The sequence below is a fragment of the Bradyrhizobium diversitatis genome (genome assembly GCF_016031635.1).
Classification (GTDB): domain Bacteria; phylum Pseudomonadota; class Alphaproteobacteria; order Rhizobiales; family Xanthobacteraceae; genus Bradyrhizobium; species Bradyrhizobium diversitatis.
Genome location: NZ_JACEGD010000030.1, coordinates 162,438 through 181,504 on the forward strand (window position 1 = coordinate 162,438; position 19,067 = coordinate 181,504).

Consider the following 19,067-nt stretch of genomic DNA (forward strand, 5'->3'; position numbering starts at 1 on the left):
TCGTACCACTGTCGTTCTTGAGAATGGACGCGAGTTTCTTCAACAACGCCGCCCGATACGTCCGAGGGGCGCAGCTCAACGCGGTATCCGCCGGATGAAACCGCCGAATACAATCATCTTGAACTCCCTCAAGGCAGCGTCGTTCTTGTCAGCGCGCATTCGCAGGAGCGCACCCTCCCAGCTATTCAACAGAAAATCGGCAAGCGAAGTGGCTGAAAATTCGGGTGAGATCTCGCCAATTTTCTGGCCATCCGAAATGCATTGCTCAAACACGGCACTCCAGGATTTGAAGTGCTTCGCCAATTGTTGACGGATCATCGCACTGTGGTCGGCAGCCTCCGCGCTGAAATTGCCGAGCAGGCAGCCGCGCACGAAGTTGGACTTCCGAAACGCCGCGATGCGGTCGTCGAAAAACGCTTCGAGACGAGCCACCGGGGTCATTTCGGCATTGCAGAGGAAGGCGCGCAGCCTTGCCAGGCCGCGTTCGGAATATGCATCGATAATTTCAGCCCCGAATGCCTCTTTGCTGGCGAAGTATGTGTAAAACGAACCCTTGGGGACATCTGCTTGCTCAACGATGCTTTGGATTCCGGAGGCGGAATATCCGTCGGCGTGGATCGACCTGAGGCCGGCTTGGATCAGGTTCTCCCGTGTGCCGAGCTTCGGTTTCGGACCGCGGCGGGCCTGGCGAGTTTCCATTTCCATGCCTCTTGACTAATTACAGACGACCGGTCATTTGTCACTTATGAGACACGCAGGGGCGGCTGTCAAGCCGCCGCTTCTGCCTGCGCACGGCGCTTCAATGCGGCACAGCGCCGCCGACCGCGGCTGCCGGCCCAAGGGACTAGATATGGTTTCGAAAATTGACGTGCGCATTCCCGCCGAAGGGGGGATTGAGCTTGGCGCCTGGTTATTTCTCCCCCACCGCGACGGCGCTGGTCCGGCCATCACCATGGCGCACGGCTTCGCGGGAGTTAAAGAGCATGGCATCGAACTCTTCGCCAAAGCCTTTGCCGCTGCTGGCTTCATCGTGCTTGTGCATGACCACCGGAATTTCGGTGTGAGCGGAGGTCAGGCGCGCGGCGACATCGATCCCTGGCAACAGATTGCGGACTGGCGGCGGGCAATTTCCTATCTAGAGGCGCGGCCCGAGGTCGATCCCGATCGCATTGGCCTCTGGGGGACAAGCTACGCAGGTGGCCACGCCATCGTTCTTGGCGCGACAGACAGGCGGCTGCGCTGCGTCGTGGCGCAAGTGCCGACGATCAGCGGCTACGAACAGGGTCTGCGACGGGTCGCTCCTGATGCAGCACCGGCGCTGGAACGGGCCTTCAGCGCTGACGAACGCGCACAACTGCGTGGAGCGCCGCCCGACCGGGAGGCCGTGGTCAGTCCCGACCCGACTGTGCCCGCAGCCTATCGGTCGCGCGATGCGATCGATTTTTATCTGCAGCCGATTCCACCAGGACTTTGGGACAACGAGATCACACTCCGCTCGACGCGTCGGGCGCGCATGTATGAGCCCGGCGCCTGGATCGCCCGCGTGTCGCCGACGCCGTTGCTATTAGTTGTTGCGAAGGACGACAGCGTGACCGTCGCGGATCTCGCGCTTGCCGCCTACGAACGTGCGCTGGAGCCGAAGCGGCTCGCGCTGCTGCCGGGCGGGCATTTCGATCCCTATCTCGGTCAGTTTGCGAGAGCCGAGGCCGCGGCGACGACCTGGTTTCGTGAGCATCTCATGCCGACCGGCAGCTCCTGATCCACTCGGACACTCCAACGGAGCGTCGAGCCCTTGCAGCGGAGTCTATCGATGACGACAACAAGCAGCCTGAAATGGAACGTGCTGACGATCAAGCGTCCCGGCCTCAGCCGCGACCTGCCGCCGGGCAAGGAGGAACTCACATGGGTCGCAAACTCCTCAACCCTTATTTATGGCGAGAAAGATGCCGTCCTCGTCGACACCTTCCTGACCATCGAACAATCGCAAAAGCTCGTTGATTGGGTGGCCGCGAGCAGCAAGAACCTCAAAGCGATCTACGTCACCCATGGGCATGGCGACCATTTCTTCGGTCTCGCGCCCCTGCTGACTCGTTTTCCGGAAGCCAAGGCCGTAGCGACGCCCGAGATCGTCAAATCGATGAGGGAGCATCTCTCGCCGGCCTGGATCGACAATTTCTGGCGGCGGCTTTTTCCGGGCGAGATTCCCGATCGCCTGCTCGTCGCCGAACCTTTGGGAGACGACGGCCTGGAATTGGAAGGGCATCGGCTGGTCCCGGTCAATGCAGGACATACCGATACGGAACGATCGACTTGTCTCCATGTGCCGTCAGTCGACCTGCTGGTTGGCGGCGACGCAGTCTATAACGGCATCCATCCCTATCTCGGCGAGACCGATCGACATAGCCGGCTCGAATGGATCACTAAGCTCGACCGGCTCGAGGCGCTGCAGCCGAGAGCGGTGATCGCGGGCCATAAAGTGCCGGAGAATGGCGACGACCCGCACATCATCGGCGAAACCCGGCAATATCTGCGCGACTTCAACCGGCTGGACGAAACAACGGCCACCGCGCGCCAGCTCTACGATGCGATGTTGGCGCTCTATCCGGATCGCGCCAATCCAGGCTCGCTCTGGGGCGCCGCGAACACGGCCAAGAAACAGCCCTGACACTGGCACCATCACTCCACACAGAGGTTCTCGCACATGAAAAAATCCGTATTTGCCGCTCTTGCCATGATGACTGTCGCGCTGAACGGACATGCATATGCCCAACCGATTGAAGCCGAGGCACAAGCTCTATTCACGCGCTTCGTCGCGGCGCAGAATACGCATGACGCGAGCCAGGTGAAATCCATGTTGTGGAATTCACCTCAAATGCTCTTCTTTTCGCGAGGCATCGAATCCAGAGGGGCGGAGGCGGCGGCCGACCGCTTCAAGGAGTATTACCAAGGCACTTGGCATCTCGAACCCGAGATGTCGAAATTTCATGTGGCCGCGATCACGAATGATGTCGTGCAGATTTTGGTCCCTATCAAGTTCACGCGAGCGCTTCCAGGCGCCCAGCCGCAAAGCGATACGTTCCTGATCAGCCAAACCTTCGTGCGGGACGCGCAGGGCTGGCAGATCGCTTCGATCCTGCCGATCGCAAATACGCAGCTAAAACAATAGTGGCGCGCGCCGGTGTCCAGGATCAACCGTCTCTCAGAAGGTTCGAACCAACGGCGCCAAGCCAATCAAGATCATCAAAACTAGTTGGGCGGAAAGTTCGCCCAGCGCGTGATCACAGGAACACGCAAACCGCAGGCGACACTCAGCGCGCTCAGGATCGGGACGATATCCCGGTCGCGATCGCCGGCAAGCCGAACCGATCTGACATCAACCGAGGCCGCCGTCGCGGCCTTTCTACCTTCGAAGAGCGGCAATGACCGAAAAATCGATCGCGCTCGTCACGGGCGCCAACAAAGGGCTCGGAAACGAGGTCGCACGGCAGCTCGGCAGGCGCGGACTGCACATCTACCTTGGAAGTCGCGATCTGGCGCGCGGAGAAAAGGCCGCCAGCGAGCTCGTTGCCGAGGGCCTGAACGTAGTCCCTGTCCAGTTGGACGTCACCATCGACGAAAGCGTTGCGGCGCTAGCCAAGGAGCTCGATCGTCGACATGGCCAGCTCGACGTGCTGGTCAACAACGCGGGGATCCTGGTTAGCCGCCCGGCTTTCGAGATCACTTCGGCGGACATGAGGGAAACTTACGACACCAACGTTTTTGGTGTGGTGCGCATGATCCACGCGATGCTGCCGCTGCTTCAGCGATCCAAGCACCCTCGCATCGTCAACATCGCTAGTACAACGGCCTCGCTGAGGCTCGCCAACGATGCGACCACCCTGTTCGGCCAGACGGATACGATCGTTGCCTACGCGTCGTCAAAAACGGCCGTCGTGATGCTGACGGTGCAATATGCCAACGCCTTCCATCGAAGCGCCGCCCACGCGCACATCAAGATCAACACCGCAACGCCCGGCTATGTCGCGACAGATCTCAACAACCACACCGGCAACCGCACCGTCGAGGAAGGGGCAGAGATCGTCGTCGAGCTCGCGACACTTCCCGATGATGGACCCAGCGGCGGCTTCTTCAACGATGCTGGCGTCGTCCCCTGGTGATCCAGCTTCCCTTTCTTCGCGTCGGCGATAATGCGACGAGAGTTGCCGGGAACCCACATACGATAAAATCGTAGGTAACCCTCGAAGAACTGCAACGCCGAAGCTTAGGACTCAATATGTCCAAACGCGCCGAAGAACCCGCCCGGCACCAGAGCTGTTTATCTCGTAAATTCAGCGATCTGGCTGGGGCGGGAGGGTACTCAGCCAAATTGTCGCACTCAGGCGCCTGAAATCGCTACAGAAATCGGAGCAACACGGTGGTGCGTGTCGCAGACTTGTGCCGCACCTCGCAACTCAATCTGGATGGGTGATCCAATCAGACAAGCATGCCTCAGTGCACCCCAACACCGAGCAGGCGCTCGACCATCTTGGGGTCGTCCCGTAGCTGCGAGCATTCCCCACTCCAGACCGCCTTGCCGCGTTCAACCACCATGACATGATCGGCAAAGCGCAGCGCTCGTTCGATCTGCTGCTCGACCAAAACGATGGTCATCTCACCGGAACTCGCCAGCGCGGTGATGATTTCCATGATCTGATCGCAGATCACTGGCGCGAGCCCCTCGAGCGGTTCATCCAAGAGGAGAACTGAAGGCCTTCCCAGCAGCGTCCTGGCGAGCGAGAGCATCTGCTGCTCGCCGCCCGATAATTGCGTCCCGAAATGGCGTCGACGTTCGGCCAACCTCGGAAACATCACGTAGACCTCTTCAAGCGCCTCTCGACCTCGATCTTTGAGACCTGCGACCAGGTTTTCTTCCACCGTCAGCGACCGAAAAATGTCGCGCGTCTGCGGTACGTAGCCGAAACCTCGCTGAGCACGTGTAGATGCCTTGGACTCCGTGAGATCTGCTTCCCCCAGGAATACTTTCCCGCCATGATGGGTTGTCAGACCCATGAGCGATGCGAGCAAGGTCGTCTTGCCGACTCCGTTTCGACCAAGGACGCTGAGACGACCTCCGGGCAGAACCTCGAAAGACATGTCATCGATAACGCGGGTGGGGCCATACCCGGCACTGAGACCTTTGACTTCAAGACGCGTGGCGGGCATCTGCGTAGCTACCTAGATAAGCTCGACGGACTTCCTGATGGTGCGTGACTTCTGCCGGATCGCCCTGGAAGATCAGCTTTCCGTTGGCGAGAACGAGCACACGGCGGGCAAATCTGAAGACCAGGTCCATGTCATGCTCGATCATCAAAACCGCGATATCAGACGGCAATCTGTCGATCGCCTCGATGATCTTGGAAGACTCCTCTGACGGCACCCCTGCCGCAGGCTCGTCCAGGAGCAGGACCTTCGGCTCGAGAGCAAGCCCGATTGCCAGGTCAAGAAGGCGCTGCTGACCGTACGCCAGTTGCGAGACCTGCCTGTCGGCCAGATGTGCGATACCAAGCGTTCCAAGGGCCCGCTCCCACTCCCGACGAACGTCCGGCCGATCCATCGGGGAGGAAAATATATTCCTCGTGAGTCCCTTTCGTTGCATCACGGCGAGCGCGACGTTCTGTGCGACCGTCAGGCTCTTGAAGAGCCTCGTAATCTGAAATGTTCGGATCAAGCCGGCATCGACGCGATCGGAAATCGGTAGCGCGGTCACATCAACCCCGGCGAGGTGTACGGCCCCTTGTGAAGGGGTCAAGTCACCGGAGATGACGTTGACGAGCGTGGTTTTGCCCGCGCCGTTCGGGCCGATCAACGCGACCCTTTCTCCCTTCCCGATACTGAAGGATATATCATCGTTGACCCTCATCCCGCCGAAGGACATCGACACGTTTCGCAGTTCGAGCAGCGACTGGCTCACGGGCGCCTCCTCAGCACCGAGGCGGTGCGACCAGCAAGCAAGCCTCCCAGGGATACCAGGCCCTTCGGGGCGAACAAAACGACCGCGATCAGCAACGCACCGACCATGGTCATCCAATGGAATGGATTCGCAGCCGAGACATAGTGCTCGAACACTTGGAAAACGATGGATCCGATCAGCGCGCCCCAGAGACTGCCTGCGCCACCCAGGACCAGCATGACGAGAGCTTCAGCCGACCGCTCAAATCCGACGCTATCCAGTCCCACGACGCCCGTATTGATGGCATTGAGAGCACCACCAATTCCGCCAACAACCCCCGACACGCCATACATCAGCACGAGCCGGGGATACACGCGGGCCCCGATCATCCGAGCTCGAAGGCTGTCATCCTTGATTGCCTGACAAAGCAGGCCGAAGGGAGAGTGCACGATTCGAAGCAGCACCACGAACACGACCATGAGCACCGCAACGGAGAACACGTAGCCGGTGCGACCGTACATGTCGAACGCATAGACCCCGAAGATTCGTCCAGGCGAAATGCCGGACAATCCGTCGCTTCCGCCCGTCAGGCTGGACAGTTTGTTGGCTAGCGCCGCGATGAGCTGTCCGACGGCAATGGACAGCACGAGTTGGGGGAGACCCTTGAACCTCGTGACAAGGAGCCCTGAGACCAGCCCCATCACGGCACCAGCCACTGCGCCCACGAGCAACAACAGCAGGGGGTCGGAATGTCCGGCAAGGCAGGCGTTGCCCACGACGTAGGCGCTCACACCGTAGATCGCCGCATGCCCCAGGGTGGCGACACCGCAATACCCCGTGACCAGATCGAGCGACAGCACCAGAAGCGTGATGCTGATCAGTCGCGTCAGAAACGCGAGGTCGTCCGGAAAAAGAGTGTAGCCGAGCGCTCCGAGCGCCAGCGTGATTGCGACAGCGCGCAGCTCGAGCGGCACGAAAAAACGAGGCGGGCTCATGCCATCGACCATGGCTCGATCGGTCACGTCAGTGCCTCCTGCCCAAAAGGCCGTTCGGGAACAGAAACACGACCAGGATGACCGCAAGATAGAAGAAGAACTCACCATATTCGGGTGCAAGGTACTTGCCGGTCGTGTCTGCAAGGCCAAGCAATATCGATGCCGCCACGGCGCCTGGGATCGATCCCGCCCCGCCGACCGAGACGACGACAAGGAAAGTCACCATATATCTGAGCGCGTAAAAGGGTTCGACGGGCAACAATTCGGCGCCCACCACGCCCCCGAACGCCGCCAGGCCGACCGCAAGCGCGAAGGTCGCGGAAAAAAGGATCTGCGTCTTGATTCCGAGCGACTCGGCCATATCACCGTTGTCGACCGCGGCACGCAGCCGGATCCCGAACTCGGTGCGGTCGATCAGTAGCCAGAGCAAGCCCGCGGTGCACACTCCGCAAATCATCACGAAAATCCGATGAGCTGGGATCATTCGGAAGCCGAGATCGACGGGACCGCTCAGCAGCGGAGGCAGCGGAATGGATTTGGTCGTCGGGCCAAGAATGTAGTTGGCAACGCCGATGATGACAAACGCAATGCCGATCGTGAGCAAAATCTGGGTCAGCTCATCGGACTTGCGATAGATCCGGCGGTAGAGAAGAAACTCAAGCGGAAAAGCGATCGCGATGGTGCCGAGAACCGCCAGGACAATCGCGAGCGGATATCCAACTCCTGCGCTCTTGAGCGCAAAAGACGCGAGATATCCCCCGATCATCGCAAATGCGCCATGAGCAAGGTTCACGACCCTCATCAGGCCCATCATGATGGACAGTCCGATGGAGATGATGAAAAGCACCATGCCGTACGAAAGGGCATCCAGCCCGATGCTGAGACCCGTCCACGCCATTAGTTGATTACTTCCGCGACTTTGAAATGTTGCGACCCCAACGCGTCATGCTGAATGGTCCCGCGGACCACCGTCATCAAGGTCTTGACCGACCGCAGGTCGACGGACGAGTCGAACGGGTCCTGCTCCAAGGCGATCAGGTCCGCGGCGCTGCCGGCGCGGAGACTGCTGTGTGTGTCCGTCAAGCCGGGTATCACCGTTGCTCCGCGCAGATCGACGGTGACGTCTGTGGAGGGGGCCTCGTCCCGAGCGCCGACAAAATGAATGGCGCCATTTTGCGTCACCAGCGTGTCGGCCGGAATCCGGTCGCTGGCATCGTGGTAGATGCGACCGCTGACGAAGCGAATAGACTGCGACCGACCACTCATTCTGGGCCCTTCTTCGACACGATGAAGAGATCGCTCGCGAGATTTACATCGCGAGCGATCCGCTCTAGTTCTTCGCCAGACCCCAGTCCGGCTGCGCGTCGAACGTTTGCAGTTCCTTGTTGAGGAACTTGCCGTCCTGCTTCACGACTTCGCGCAGATATACGTTCTGACGAATATGCCGGGTATCCGGGTCGATCGACACGGGTCCGCGCGGACTGACCCATTTCATGCCCTTCACGGCCGCAAGGGCTTTGTCCGGATCCTTTTGACCGTTCGTGGCCTCGACCATCTTGTAAATGAGCCGAGCACCGTCATAGGCCGCGACCGACGCCATGGTGATGTCGTCAGGCTTGGCGCCAGCCTTGATCAGATCGGCCAGGAAGGTCTTGTTCTCTGGAGAGTCGTGCGAGACCGCGTAGTGGTAAGTCGACAAGATGCCTTCGCCGCTGTCACCAATATTCGGAAGATCGGGCTCGGTCACGACATCACCCGTGGACAACAACTTCACGCCGGACGCTTTCAGTCCGTTGTCGATATAGGCCTTGACGAACCCCAGGGTTGGCGGCCCGGCCGGCAAGAACGTGAAGATCATGTCTGCGCCGGAATCCTTGATCCTTTGCATGATTGGGCCGAAGTCGGTCGTATTGAGCGGCATCCTGACCGATTGGACGATGGTGCCTCCATCTGCCTCGAACGTCTTTTTGAAGGCTGCTTCGGCATCGATGCCGGGGCCGTAATCGCTGACGGCGATCGCCACCTTCTTGGCCGCTCTGGCCTTCGCCACCTTTGCCGCGGGGACCGTGTTCTGCCACATCGTAAAGGACGTCCGCACGATGTAGGGGCTCTTCTCGACGATCGCGGACGTCGCGGCGTTCATGACGATCATAGGCACCTTCGCTTCCTCGAGAAGTGGAGCGACGGCCAGGGCGTCCGGAGTGAAGTACAGTCCCGCGATGTATTGAACCTTCTCCTTGACGATCAACTCCTGAGCCAATGATTTCGACTTGGCCGGGTTCGGCGATTCTTCGTCGCGATAGACAAACTCGATCTGATGATCGCCGACTTTCGATCCATGCTTGGCCACCCAGGCGTCAATGCCGTACTTGAAGTTCTGGCCGAACAAGGCATACGGACCGGACATGGTGCCAATGATCCCCACCTTGATCGTGTCGCACTGCGCTGGCGACACCCAGGCGGTGGCAATCGCGACGGCCCCAACAAGTCCAAACCTCAAGCTCATATCTCTATTCTCCCGCTTCGGTGATGCTGTTTCAGAACATTTCGAAATATTCTCGCTGCTCCCACTCGGTGACCGTCGATTGGAAGCGCTCGATTTCCGCGTTCTTGATGAAAACGTAGTAGTCGACGAATTTCTCTCCCAGAGCCTCGCGGAAGAAGGGGTCATCGCGCAACGCGAACACCGCCTCGCGCAAGGAGGTCGGTAGGAGGTTTGCCTTGGTCTCGTAGGGGGTGTCCGCCGACGGACCGGGATCGAGCTGGCGATCAATGCCGTTGAGGCCGGCCAGAATCTGCGACGCCATGTACAGATAGGGGTTTGCGGCCGGCTCGCCGATCCTGTTTTCGAGCCGGGTGGCTTTATCGTCGGGACCGCCCAGCACGCGGATCATGACGCCCCTGTTGTCGCGTCCCCAGATCGCCCGATCCGGAGCCAGCGAATAGGAACGGTAGCGCTTGTAGCCATTGATCGTCGGCGTCGAGAAGACCGCGGATGCCCTGGCATGCTCCAGCAGCCCGGCCATATAGTGCTTGCCAAGTTTCGACAGACCGGCCGGTTCGCTCGTCATGAACGCGTTGACGCTGTCTGTTCGGGAGACCAGCGATTGGTGAAGGTGCCACCCCGATGACATCACGTTCGGTATCCGCGGCCGGCACATGAAGGTCGCGTGATAGCCGTGGCGGTTGCAGATCTGCTTCACTGCCGTACGAAACAGCACCATGGTGTCTGCCGGCTCAATGCCGACGGTGGGCTGAAACACGAACTCGCACTGGCTCGGTCCGTATTCCACCTCGATCGACCGAAGCGGCAAGCCCAGCGCCACGATGTTTTGCCTGATCAGCTCGAGCGCAGGCTCCATCTGGTCATAGCGTTGCTCCGTCAGGTACTGATAGCCCTGCGAAAGCAGGCTGACCTCCGGAGGCTCACCCGGTTGCCCGGGACTCCCGGCGTCCCAAGGCGCTAGTCGGGCATTCTCGACTTTGAAGATGTGGCATTCGACCTCGAGGCCCGCCTTGAAGTCATAGCCCCGGTCTTTGAGCTGCCCCAGCACGGATTGGTACAGGCCCCTGGAGGCGAAGGGCACGGGTCGTCCGTCGGAGAAGTAAAGGTCGCAAAGCACCCACCCGGTTTTTGGTGCCCAGGGGAGAACCTTGAAGGTGGTGGGATCGGCGACCATCATGATGTCGCCTCCCCCCTGCATCTCGTGCATCCCGAACCCGCCGCCGGCGGTGAAGACGGGAAACACCGTGCGGTGAGAGGTATCTTTCGCGAGCAATGTCGTCGTTATCGAGCAGCCGCTCTCGATCGACGAGAGCGCCTCGGAAGCGACCAGAGCCTTGCCGCGCAAGATGCCGTGCTGGTCCGGAAAGGAGAGCCGGATCGTATGCAACTCCTGCTCCTCTGCCATCCGCCGCATGCGGATGGCAGCCTCCTTCTGTTCGGCCGACCAGAGACCGTGCTTTTCGACGAAACTCAACGACATCTCCTTTGCTGAGCTGGGCCGGCCTGGGTTATTCGGCGGCGGTCAGGTGAGGCACCTTCTTGGCGAGCTCGGCGGGGACCGGCGCGGCCCAGGGTGCGCCCCGACGACGCTTGACGTCCACTTCCATCCAGTAGGTTTCCCAGCCCTTCGTCGGACCGATGCCGTCCATTGTGGCCGGCCCCTGGATGCTGCGCGCGCTGGCAGCGTCGAGGAACAACAGCGGCTTGCCTCCGGAGGCCACCTTCTCGATCTCCTGGCGAAGCAGCCGGCGGTACTGAATGATCGCCTTGTCGGATTGCCCGAGGTGCTCACGCGTCCGGTCCTGAATGGCGCCCATCGACTCGACCGCCCACTGGTCGTGGACGTTGATGTCCGCGCCCATGCCGGTGTAAGTCTCGGTCGCCTGCTCATGCGGGTCGAAGCCGTAATCGTTCGACTTGTTCTTCCGCGAGCGGTATTCCGGCAACTCGTAAAGCTCGAGGCGCTGCGCGCGCATCTTCGCTTTGTCGACGGGCGCGGCGTAGCTGGTGAAAATCGCATACCAATAGCAATTCACGTCGTCGACGGGCACATGCCACTGGGTAATCGTCATCTCCGTGCTCATCGGAATGACGAACGCATGCGGGAATAGCTGGTTGGTGACGCGAACGTGGGTGCGCTGCTCGTCGATCTCTCGCAAGGCGATGAGCCGCAGGCCGTATTCGGTGTGCTCGACGTTGATGATCGGCCGGTCGTACTCGCGCAGGACCTTCGTCATGGGCATCTCCGAGTCGGCCGACGCACCGCGAAACTGCTTGCCGTAGGCCGCCGATGTATCCTCATCCTCAAAGAACCGGTGAAGGAACGATGCGTGAGCCGGGTCGATGCCGACTTCCAGGGCCTGCAGCCAATTGCATTCGATCAGGCCCTTGAAGGCGAAGGTGTATTCGCCCGGCGCCGCGAAGCAGTCGATCTCCGGAAACGCAGGCGGCTCGCCTTCACCCAAATACGCCCACAGGATTCCACCTTTCTCCAGGACGGGGTAGGATCGCTGCTTGATGTTTTTGCAGAGCGAGGAGTTTGCAGGCTCGGCGGGCGTCTCGAGGCACTGTCCCGTGGCGTCGAACAGCCACCCGTGGAAGGCGCAGCGCAGGCCACCGTTCTCGAGCCGGCCGAAGGCGAGGTCGGCACCCCGATGCGGGCAGTCGCGATCGAGCAGGCCATAGCGCCCCGTTTCGTCCTTGAACAGAACGAAGTTCTCGCCGAGAAGCTTGACGGCCTTGATGGGGCGCCCCTCCGCGAGTTCGTCGACGAGCGCAGCAGGCTGCCAATACATCCGCATCAGCTTTCCGGCAGGCGCCTTCGGTCCGACGCGGGTAATGAGGTCGTTCTGCTCTTGGCTCATCATGACTTGGGTCTCCTCTCTCCGGCTTCGAGATGCGTCCTCTTGTTATCGGGACGCAGACTAACGCTGAAACACGATCTTGCCGCCGACAATCGTCAGGTCGGCTTTGATGTCCTTGATCTGCTCCTCGGGGACCGTCATGAGATCCGCCGACAACGCGGTCAGGTCCGCCAGTTTTCCGGCCTCGATCGTCCCCTTCTCGTTCTCTTCGAACATATAATGCGATGCCGCGCTGGTGTAGAGGCGCAGCGCCTGCTCGCGGCTGATGGCTTCGTTCGCACCATAAACGCCTCCGGCGCGATCCTTGCGGGTCACCATGACATACATGTTGATGAAGGGATTGATCGTGTTCACCGGGAAGTCGGTGCCGGCGCCGAGGCTGTTCAGCCCCACCTTCTCGATGAGAGTCTTCGTGGGCACGGCCCGATTGGCGACCGCCGCGCCCAGGAAACGCTCGACGGTGGCCGCCTTGTCCCACATGAACACGTTCTGTAAGTCGACCCTGACACCGAGGCGCTTCGCGCGCTCCATTTGCTCGGGCACGATCAAGCTTCCGTGGATCAGGACGAAACGACGATCCCTAATCGACTTTTCTTTGTCGGCTGCTTCGAATGCATCAAGAACCTGGTCGATGCCCTTGTCGCCGACGGCATGGACACCTACGCGCCAATCGTAGCGATTGCAAATGGACACCAGCTCCTTCAGACGTTCCGGCGATTGCTGGGCAATGCCGTGGTAGTCGTTATGCGAGTCCGGATAGGCATCGCGCATGAGCGCCGTCTTGAGCGTCATGCCGCCATCGTAGAGGATTTTGATTCCGCCAAACTTCAGCCAGTCATCGCCAAAGCCGGACGAGGCGCCGTTGCCGCGCATGATGTCCTCCCAGGCCGCGTTCTCGCCGGGGGGCTCCGGGCGCCACATGAGACCGACCCGTAGCGTTGCTTCACCGGCCTGCGCCACGCGCTGCAGGGCCGCGATGTCCCTGGGCGAGGTGGCCCCTTCGACGACGCTGGTGATCCCGAACGAGTTCAGCACACCTTCCGCAAGCTTGAATTGGCGAAACTCGTCGTCCGCCGTCCACTCCGGAACGGCCTTTTCGACCTTGTCGATCGCCGCCTCGACCAGAACGCCGGTCAGGTCACCAGCACTGTCGCGCTCAAACGATCCGCCGCTTGGGTTTGGCGTGGCCTTGGTTACGCCGGCTTTCTCGAACGCCATCGAATTGGCCATCGAGAAATGGCCAACGGTCCGGAGATAGACCGGATTGTTCGGCGCGACGCCATCAATTTCCTGCCGTGTCAGGTAACGCTTTTCCGCAAGTTGCGACGGGGGATGCCAGGCGCTTCCGATGATCCACTCACCAGGCTTTTTCTTCGCCACAAACTGCTTGATGCTTGCGAGGGCATCCGCAACAGTCTTGGCGCCGCTCATGTTCACGACGTAGTCGGATAGGCCGGCGGCCTTGAAATGCGCGTGTGTGTCGATCAGCCCGGGAACGACCGTCTTGCCCTGCAAGTCGATCGTGCGGGTGCGATCGCCAGCCACCGCCTTGATCGTCGCCGTGTCTCCTACGACCAGGATTTTTCCGTCGCGAACGGCGAGTGCCTCCGCAACCTTTGACTGACCGTCCATGGTGAGAATCTTGCCGTTGATCAAGGCAAGCGAGGGAGCATTGGCCTCTTGCTGCTGGGCAAACGCCGCACTTGATGTCAGCACCACGCCCATGATCGCCGTTGTCAGCTTCATTGCGCCCTTCCCGTCAGTTCGGTAGACGAACAATCGTTCGATATTCTTCAGAATGACTCCAGTGTGACGAGCAAGCAAGCAAAATATTTCCACAAATCCTGCCTAATGGAACCGCAGCGGCGGTAACAAGTCGAGGTTGAAGGGTCGCTAGAATGGGTTTAACCGTTTAACGAACTTATGTTCTTAGATCGAACAACACCAAGGAGCGGAGGTCGGATGCCGCGAGTGAGATTTGTCCAGCAGGACGGCAGCGAAAAATCCCTCGAGGTCGGACGCGAGGTGAGCGTGATGCTCGCGGCCGTTCGCAACGGTGTTCCCGGTATCGACGGCGAATGCGGCGGCTGCCTCGATTGCGCGACCTGTCACGTCTACGTCGATGAAGAACAAACAAGCTCTCTCCCTCAGCCGAGCGAAGAAGAGCTCGAGTTGCTATCCGCCGTCTCGGGAGAGCGAAGGCCGAACAGTCGGCTGAGTTGCCAGCTGAAGGTGCTGGCCCCTCTCGACGAGCTGGTGGTCCATGTGCCGGCGAGGCAATCATGACGGGGCTGGTCATCATCGGCGCCTCATATGCCGGCGTTCAAGCCGCTCTCACTGCTCGTGACGCCGGCTATTCTCAGCCCATCACCATTGTGTGCGACGAAGAGTGGTTGCCCTATCAGAGGCCGCCGCTATCCAAGGACTTCCTTCTCGGGCGCATCAGCGAGCAAAATCTGATCTTGCGCGACGAGACTTTCTTCGAAGGCAAGCAGATCAATCTCGTTCTTGGGCAGCGCGCCACGCTGCTTGATTTGCGCGCGCGACAGGTCACTCTGGCCGGCGACAACGCTCTGAAGTTTGAAAAACTCCTCATCGCCACAGGCTCGCGAGCACGGCGCATCGCGGTCGAGGGCGCGGACTTCGATGGAATTTTCTATCTGCGGTCGGTGACTGATGCGATCGAGCTGAAGGCACGTCTGGCCGATGCTGCGGAGATCGTCATCGTCGGAGGCGGCTTTATAGGGCTGGAAGTTGCGGCCTCCGCGGCAAAGCTGGGCAAGAAGGTCACCGTCGTGGAAGCGAGCAGCCGCCTGCTTGAGCGTGCAGTCTCGCCGGTCTTGTCGACCTTTCTTCTTGATACGCATCTGCGGGCTGGCGTCGACGTGATGCTCAACGAAACGGTGACTTCCTTCAAAGGAAACGATCGAAAAGTTTCCGCTGTCGTGCTGGGCAACGGTGCCAGTGTCCGCGCCGACCTGGTGTTGATGGGGATTGGTGGTGTCGCCAATGACGAGATCGCGCGCTCGGCGGGGCTTAGATGCACGAACGGAATTGTTGTTGACGAGCACGGACAATCCGAGACATCGGACATTCTCGCGGCCGGTGACTGCGCCAACCACTTCAACCGCTTTTGCGAAAGCTGGGTCAGATTGGAATCGGTGCAAAACGCCCAGGATCAAGCGAAGGCCGCTGGACTGGCGATCGCCGGCGCTCCCGCGCCCTATGAGAGTGTGCCGAGGTTCTGGTCCGACCAATATGACGTCAAGCTGCAGATCGTCGGACTGGCCGGACAGTATGATCGGCAGGCGGTCCGAGGTTCGGTCGACGACGGAAGGTTCTCGGTCTTCTACTATCGCCGGGGCCGATTGGTCGCGGTGGACAGCATCAACCGGCCAGGCGAGCAAATGGCAGCCCGACGCCTGATTGCCGCGGGGATCTCCCCTGCACCGGAGCAGGCCGCCGACGCTTCCTTTGACCTCAAATCCCTGGTGACAGCCGCAGACAAGGCTGGCGCCTGACCCGCGTATTTGTGATGGTCCTCACTTCCGAGAGGCCGCCGACAGGGACCGCCCAATAGAATGCCGAGGCTGAAGCGTACGGAAGAAGAGGAAAAGGCACGGGAGGGAGGCGAGTTCATCGAGACCCTGGATCGGGGTCTTCGCGTGATACAGTCGTTTGGCATCGATCGCCGTCCAATGACCCTCAGCGACCTCTCCAAGAGCGCGAATCTTCCGCGGGCGACGGTGCGCCGGATTCTGATGACCCTCGTCAAATCCGGATTCGTCGCGGGCAACGAGCGGTTGTTTTCGCTAACGCCCAGAGTGCTGCTTTTGGCTTCGGCCTATTTGACGTCGAACCAGATCAGCACCGTGATGCAGCCGTTGATGGACGAGGTCGCCGGCAAGGCCAAGGAGGTCTGCTCCCTTGCGATCCTGGATGGCGAAGAGGTCGTTTTTATCGCCCGTTCGAGTCCGGCGCGGGTATTTTCGACCGGACTGGACATAGGATATCGGCTGCCGGCTTTCTGCACGTCAGTGGGACGCGTTCTGCTGGGCAGATTGGCAAACGACGAACTGACGAGAACGGTCGACGGCATGAAGCTGGCGGCTCAGACCCAGTCGACGCTGCTCGACAAATCGGCAGTGATTGCGACAATCATTGCCGACCGCACCAAAGGGTATAGCCTTGTCGATCAGGAAGCCGAAGAGGGCTTTCGGTCGATATCGGTGCCAATTCGCCGCTACGATGGCGCCGTCATCGCAGCCGCAAATATTGGCGCTCATGTCGATCGCATCACGACCGGTGAGATGATCGATCGCTTCCTGCCTCTCCTCAAAGAGATGTCCCTCGCCGCGCAGCCCCTGCTCGTCTGAGAAGCTGCCGCCTTTTGGCGAGCACCCGTCATTTCAGCCGTTTCTTGTAGGCGACCGGGTCCATGTCACGGACATCCACGCTTATGCTGACCACATCAGGGCATCGCTCTGTCATCGTCCGTCGAAGGCTCGTACTCAGCTCGACCTTCTGGTCGGGCGACCGACCTTCGAGCAAGTAGACCGACAGATGCACGAAGCTGTCACGCTTCCCGGCAACCAGGAAATCGTTGTAGACGCACGCCCGCACCTTGACGTCCTCCGCCTTCATGATCCCCGTTCGCCAAGCGGCTTCAAAGAGCGCTTCCATCAAACCTGTTACGTCGTCGCGAGCGAGCGCCCCTTCCGAATATTCGATCACCAAGTGCGGCATGACGTTATTCTCGTTTTTAGGCCGCGTTCATGAGATGGCCTCACCATCGTAGACCGTTCGGCCCCCAACGATGGTCCGTACAGCCGTGATGTCCTTGATGCCTTCTTCCGGAATCGTCATGATATCGTCGGACAGAACAACCATATCGGCATACTTGCCCGGTTCTATCGATCCGACTTTGTCCTCTGAAAACGAATATCGAGATGCTGCGCTCGTGTAGAGCTGGATAGCTTCCTTCCGGCTGATCCGTTCGCCTTCTCCATACACGTCGCCATTCTTGTCGCGGCGGGTCACCATGACATACATGTTAACGAATGGATTTAGGAGGTTGATCGGATAGTCGGTACCTTGCCCAATCAACTTCAATCCCATGATGTCGATCATGGTTCGCATGGGGAAGGCCCGGTCGGCGGTATCCTTGCCGAGAAATTTCGCCACGACAGCTGCCTTGTCCCAGAGGAACGAAGTCTGCGCGTCGACACGCACGTCCAATTTCTTGGCACGCTGCATTTGATCTGGCCGCATAAGACTGCCATGGATGACGATAAAGCGCCGTCCCTTGATAGATCTCTCAGCATCCGCGAGCTCGTAGGCATCCAAGACACGGTCGATGGCGGCGTCCCCAACGGCGTGGACGCCGACGCGCCAGCCATAGCGATTGGCCGCTGCAACCAGGGCATTGAACCTGGATGGCTCGATAACGATGGTCCCCTTGTATTCGCGATCGTCGGGGTAACCATCCCGCATCGCGGCTGTTCGCAATGTCATCCCGCCGTCGATCTGAAGCTTGACGCCGGAATAGCTCAACCAATCGTCGCCGAAGTCTGAAGCTGCGCCGATGCGAGAGAAGAACAGCTCCCATTCTTCGATCGTCATGCTGGGATTGAGGCCGCCCGTCGGCGCGTACATGGCGCTGATGCGCAAAGACGCCTGCCCGGCTTGCCGGACTCGCTGATGGGCGCGGAAGGTTGCGGGATCGACTGCCGCGCTAATTGCGGATGTCAGCCCAAATTGATTGAAGTATCGCATCGCGAACTTCATCTGCTCATCGCGATCCTCGTCCGACCATTCGGGCAGAAGGGCGTGAACAAGGTCCTCTGCGGCCTCCTCCAATGTACCGTTCGGCTCACCGGTGGATTTGTCGCGATGGATGATCCCGCCATCCGGATCAGGCGTGTCCTTCGTTATTTTCGCGAGGGCGAATGCCTCCGAGTTGACGAGAGTGAAGTGGCCAATCGGCAAGCATACCGGATTGTGGGGAGCCGCCCGATCGAGCTCCTCGCGCGTCAAGAAGCGCTTTTCGGCCAATTGCGAGACCGGGTGCCATTGTGCACCGCGCACCCATTTCCCCTTGGGTAATCTGCCAGCGTGTTCCCCGATACGGGCCAATGCCTGCTCGACCGTGGTGACGTCGTTCAGCTGCACCGTGTACTTGATCAATCCCGCCTGCTCGACATGAGCATGGGTATCGATCAAGCCCGGAAGGACGGTTCGACCGCCCAAATCAATGATGGCCGTGTTCGGGCCCGCGAGCGCAGATATTTCATCGATCTTGCCGACCGCGACGAAGCGGCCGTCTCGCACGGCGACTGCGCTCGCCACGCCGAACAGCGGGTCAACCTTGAGGAACTTGCCGTTGGTGTAAATCGTATCGGGCGCGCCGATGGACTCGCTGCGGTTCGCGCCACGGGCACCATGGCCACGTGAATCCATCATCCATTCACTTTAGCTCGTCGTCCGTGAAGAGCGGCTAAGCGATTGAGCTAGAATCGCATTTGTCTTTGTGGGCTGTTTTGCGATTGCAGGGTTTTGATGCTTGGGGCATCGGAACCTTGCAATTTCATTTTCAGGATTCCGTCGAATCGCCAGTCATGATTCCGTCGTCGCATCGGAGGTGGCGATGCGACCGAAGAAGCACAGGACGACGGAATCGGGCGATCTGTTCCGGGCCAGGCTGGACCAGATCATCAATATGAAGCACGAGCTGGTTCAGCTTGCCGGCAAGGTCGATTGGGACTGGATCGACG

The 19,067-nt window shown here is 60.0% G+C and carries 19 protein-coding genes; 7 read left to right on the forward strand and 12 right to left on the reverse strand.

The window, feature by feature from the left end; genetic code table 11:
• Positions 1 to 75 precede the first annotated feature (75 nt).
• A complete protein-coding gene (locus tag H1B27_RS29020) occupies positions 76 to 699 on the reverse strand; it encodes a TetR/AcrR family transcriptional regulator (protein WP_197968423.1) in 624 nt (207 codons plus the stop codon).
• Positions 700 to 850: 151 nt separating this feature from the next.
• Here H1B27_RS29020 and H1B27_RS29025 point away from each other — a divergent pair, with 151 nt between their 5' ends.
• The 4 genes from H1B27_RS29025 (at position 851) to H1B27_RS29040 (ending at position 4,157) form a co-directional block, all read left to right on the forward strand.
• Positions 851 to 1,759, forward strand: coding sequence for an alpha/beta hydrolase (locus tag H1B27_RS29025; protein ID WP_197968424.1), 909 nt, complete (start codon positions 851 to 853; stop codon positions 1,757 to 1,759).
• A gap of 81 nt (positions 1,760 to 1,840) precedes the next feature.
• Positions 1,841 to 2,665, forward strand: coding sequence for an MBL fold metallo-hydrolase (locus H1B27_RS29030; RefSeq protein ID WP_311977108.1), 825 nt, complete (start codon positions 1,841 to 1,843; stop codon positions 2,663 to 2,665).
• 36 nt (positions 2,666 to 2,701) lie between these two features.
• Positions 2,702 to 3,166 carry a DUF4440 domain-containing protein gene (locus H1B27_RS29035; protein ID WP_197968426.1) on the forward strand — a complete coding sequence of 155 codons (465 nt, stop codon included), beginning with the start codon at positions 2,702 to 2,704 and terminating at the stop codon, positions 3,164 to 3,166.
• A gap of 253 nt (positions 3,167 to 3,419) precedes the next feature.
• Positions 3,420 to 4,157, forward strand: a complete 738-nt coding sequence (locus H1B27_RS29040) for an SDR family oxidoreductase (RefSeq protein ID WP_197968427.1) — start codon at positions 3,420 to 3,422, stop codon at positions 4,155 to 4,157.
• Between the two features lie 331 nt (positions 4,158 to 4,488).
• Here the strand turns inward: H1B27_RS29040 and H1B27_RS29045 are convergent, their stop codons facing one another.
• The 9 genes from H1B27_RS29045 to H1B27_RS29085 form a co-directional block, all read right to left on the reverse strand.
• Positions 4,489 to 5,202, reverse strand: coding sequence for an ABC transporter ATP-binding protein (locus tag H1B27_RS29045; protein WP_197968428.1), 714 nt, complete (start codon positions 5,200 to 5,202; stop codon positions 4,489 to 4,491).
• Positions 5,183 to 5,914: an ABC transporter ATP-binding protein gene (locus tag H1B27_RS29050; protein WP_061878693.1), complete on the reverse strand. Its 732-nt coding sequence runs from the start codon at positions 5,912 to 5,914 to the stop codon at positions 5,183 to 5,185. Before H1B27_RS29050 ends, H1B27_RS29045 begins: the two co-directional genes overlap by 20 nt.
• Before the next feature lie 32 nt (positions 5,915 to 5,946).
• On the reverse strand, positions 5,947 to 6,924 hold the full coding sequence (locus H1B27_RS29055; RefSeq protein ID WP_245311987.1) for a branched-chain amino acid ABC transporter permease: 978 nt from the start codon (positions 6,922 to 6,924) through the stop codon (positions 5,947 to 5,949).
• Between the two features lie 28 nt (positions 6,925 to 6,952).
• A complete protein-coding gene (locus H1B27_RS29060; RefSeq protein ID WP_061878373.1) occupies positions 6,953 to 7,822 on the reverse strand; it encodes a branched-chain amino acid ABC transporter permease in 870 nt (289 codons plus the stop codon).
• Complete coding sequence (locus H1B27_RS29065; RefSeq protein WP_197968429.1) at positions 7,822 to 8,190, reverse strand: hypothetical protein; 369 nt, start codon at positions 8,188 to 8,190, stop codon at positions 7,822 to 7,824. Before H1B27_RS29065 ends, H1B27_RS29060 begins: the two co-directional genes overlap by 1 nt.
• A gap of 64 nt (positions 8,191 to 8,254) precedes the next feature.
• The gene (locus tag H1B27_RS29070; protein WP_061878375.1) at positions 8,255 to 9,430 is read right to left on the reverse strand and encodes an ABC transporter substrate-binding protein; all 1,176 of its coding nucleotides are present in this window, start codon (positions 9,428 to 9,430) and stop codon (positions 8,255 to 8,257) included.
• Positions 9,431 to 9,461: 31 nt separating this feature from the next.
• Positions 9,462 to 10,904 carry a glutamine synthetase family protein gene (locus tag H1B27_RS29075; RefSeq protein ID WP_061878694.1) on the reverse strand — a complete coding sequence of 481 codons (1,443 nt, stop codon included), beginning with the start codon at positions 10,902 to 10,904 and terminating at the stop codon, positions 9,462 to 9,464.
• Between the two features lie 34 nt (positions 10,905 to 10,938).
• The gene (locus tag H1B27_RS29080) at positions 10,939 to 12,297 is read right to left on the reverse strand and encodes an aromatic ring-hydroxylating dioxygenase subunit alpha (protein WP_197968430.1); all 1,359 of its coding nucleotides are present in this window, start codon (positions 12,295 to 12,297) and stop codon (positions 10,939 to 10,941) included.
• A gap of 57 nt (positions 12,298 to 12,354) precedes the next feature.
• On the reverse strand, positions 12,355 to 14,040 hold the full coding sequence (locus H1B27_RS29085) for an amidohydrolase (protein WP_082821974.1): 1,686 nt from the start codon (positions 14,038 to 14,040) through the stop codon (positions 12,355 to 12,357).
• Between the two features lie 288 nt (positions 14,041 to 14,328).
• On the opposite strand from H1B27_RS29085, the gene H1B27_RS29090 reads away from it, so the two are divergent.
• From H1B27_RS29090 to H1B27_RS29100, 3 genes are read left to right on the forward strand one after another with little or no spacing between them, the layout of a single operon-like run.
• Entirely contained in the window at positions 14,329 to 14,580 is a 252-nt protein-coding gene (locus tag H1B27_RS29090) for a 2Fe-2S iron-sulfur cluster-binding protein (RefSeq protein ID WP_346659153.1), read from the forward strand.
• On the forward strand, positions 14,577 to 15,815 hold the full coding sequence (locus H1B27_RS29095; protein WP_197968431.1) for an NAD(P)/FAD-dependent oxidoreductase: 1,239 nt from the start codon (positions 14,577 to 14,579) through the stop codon (positions 15,813 to 15,815). The genes H1B27_RS29090 and H1B27_RS29095 overlap by 4 nt, the downstream gene beginning before the upstream one ends.
• Before the next feature lie 60 nt (positions 15,816 to 15,875).
• Positions 15,876 to 16,670, forward strand: coding sequence for an IclR family transcriptional regulator domain-containing protein (locus H1B27_RS29100; protein ID WP_061878379.1), 795 nt, complete (start codon positions 15,876 to 15,878; stop codon positions 16,668 to 16,670).
• A gap of 28 nt (positions 16,671 to 16,698) precedes the next feature.
• Here H1B27_RS29100 and H1B27_RS29105 read toward each other — a convergent pair whose 3' ends face one another.
• Both H1B27_RS29105 and H1B27_RS29110 read right to left on the reverse strand, forming a co-directional pair.
• On the reverse strand, positions 16,699 to 17,040 hold the full coding sequence (locus tag H1B27_RS29105; RefSeq protein ID WP_028182201.1) for a 5-carboxymethyl-2-hydroxymuconate Delta-isomerase: 342 nt from the start codon (positions 17,038 to 17,040) through the stop codon (positions 16,699 to 16,701).
• Between the two features lie 27 nt (positions 17,041 to 17,067).
• Complete coding sequence (locus H1B27_RS29110; RefSeq protein ID WP_246515779.1) at positions 17,068 to 18,756, reverse strand: amidohydrolase; 1,689 nt, start codon at positions 18,754 to 18,756, stop codon at positions 17,068 to 17,070.
• Positions 18,757 to 19,067 lie beyond the last annotated feature (311 nt).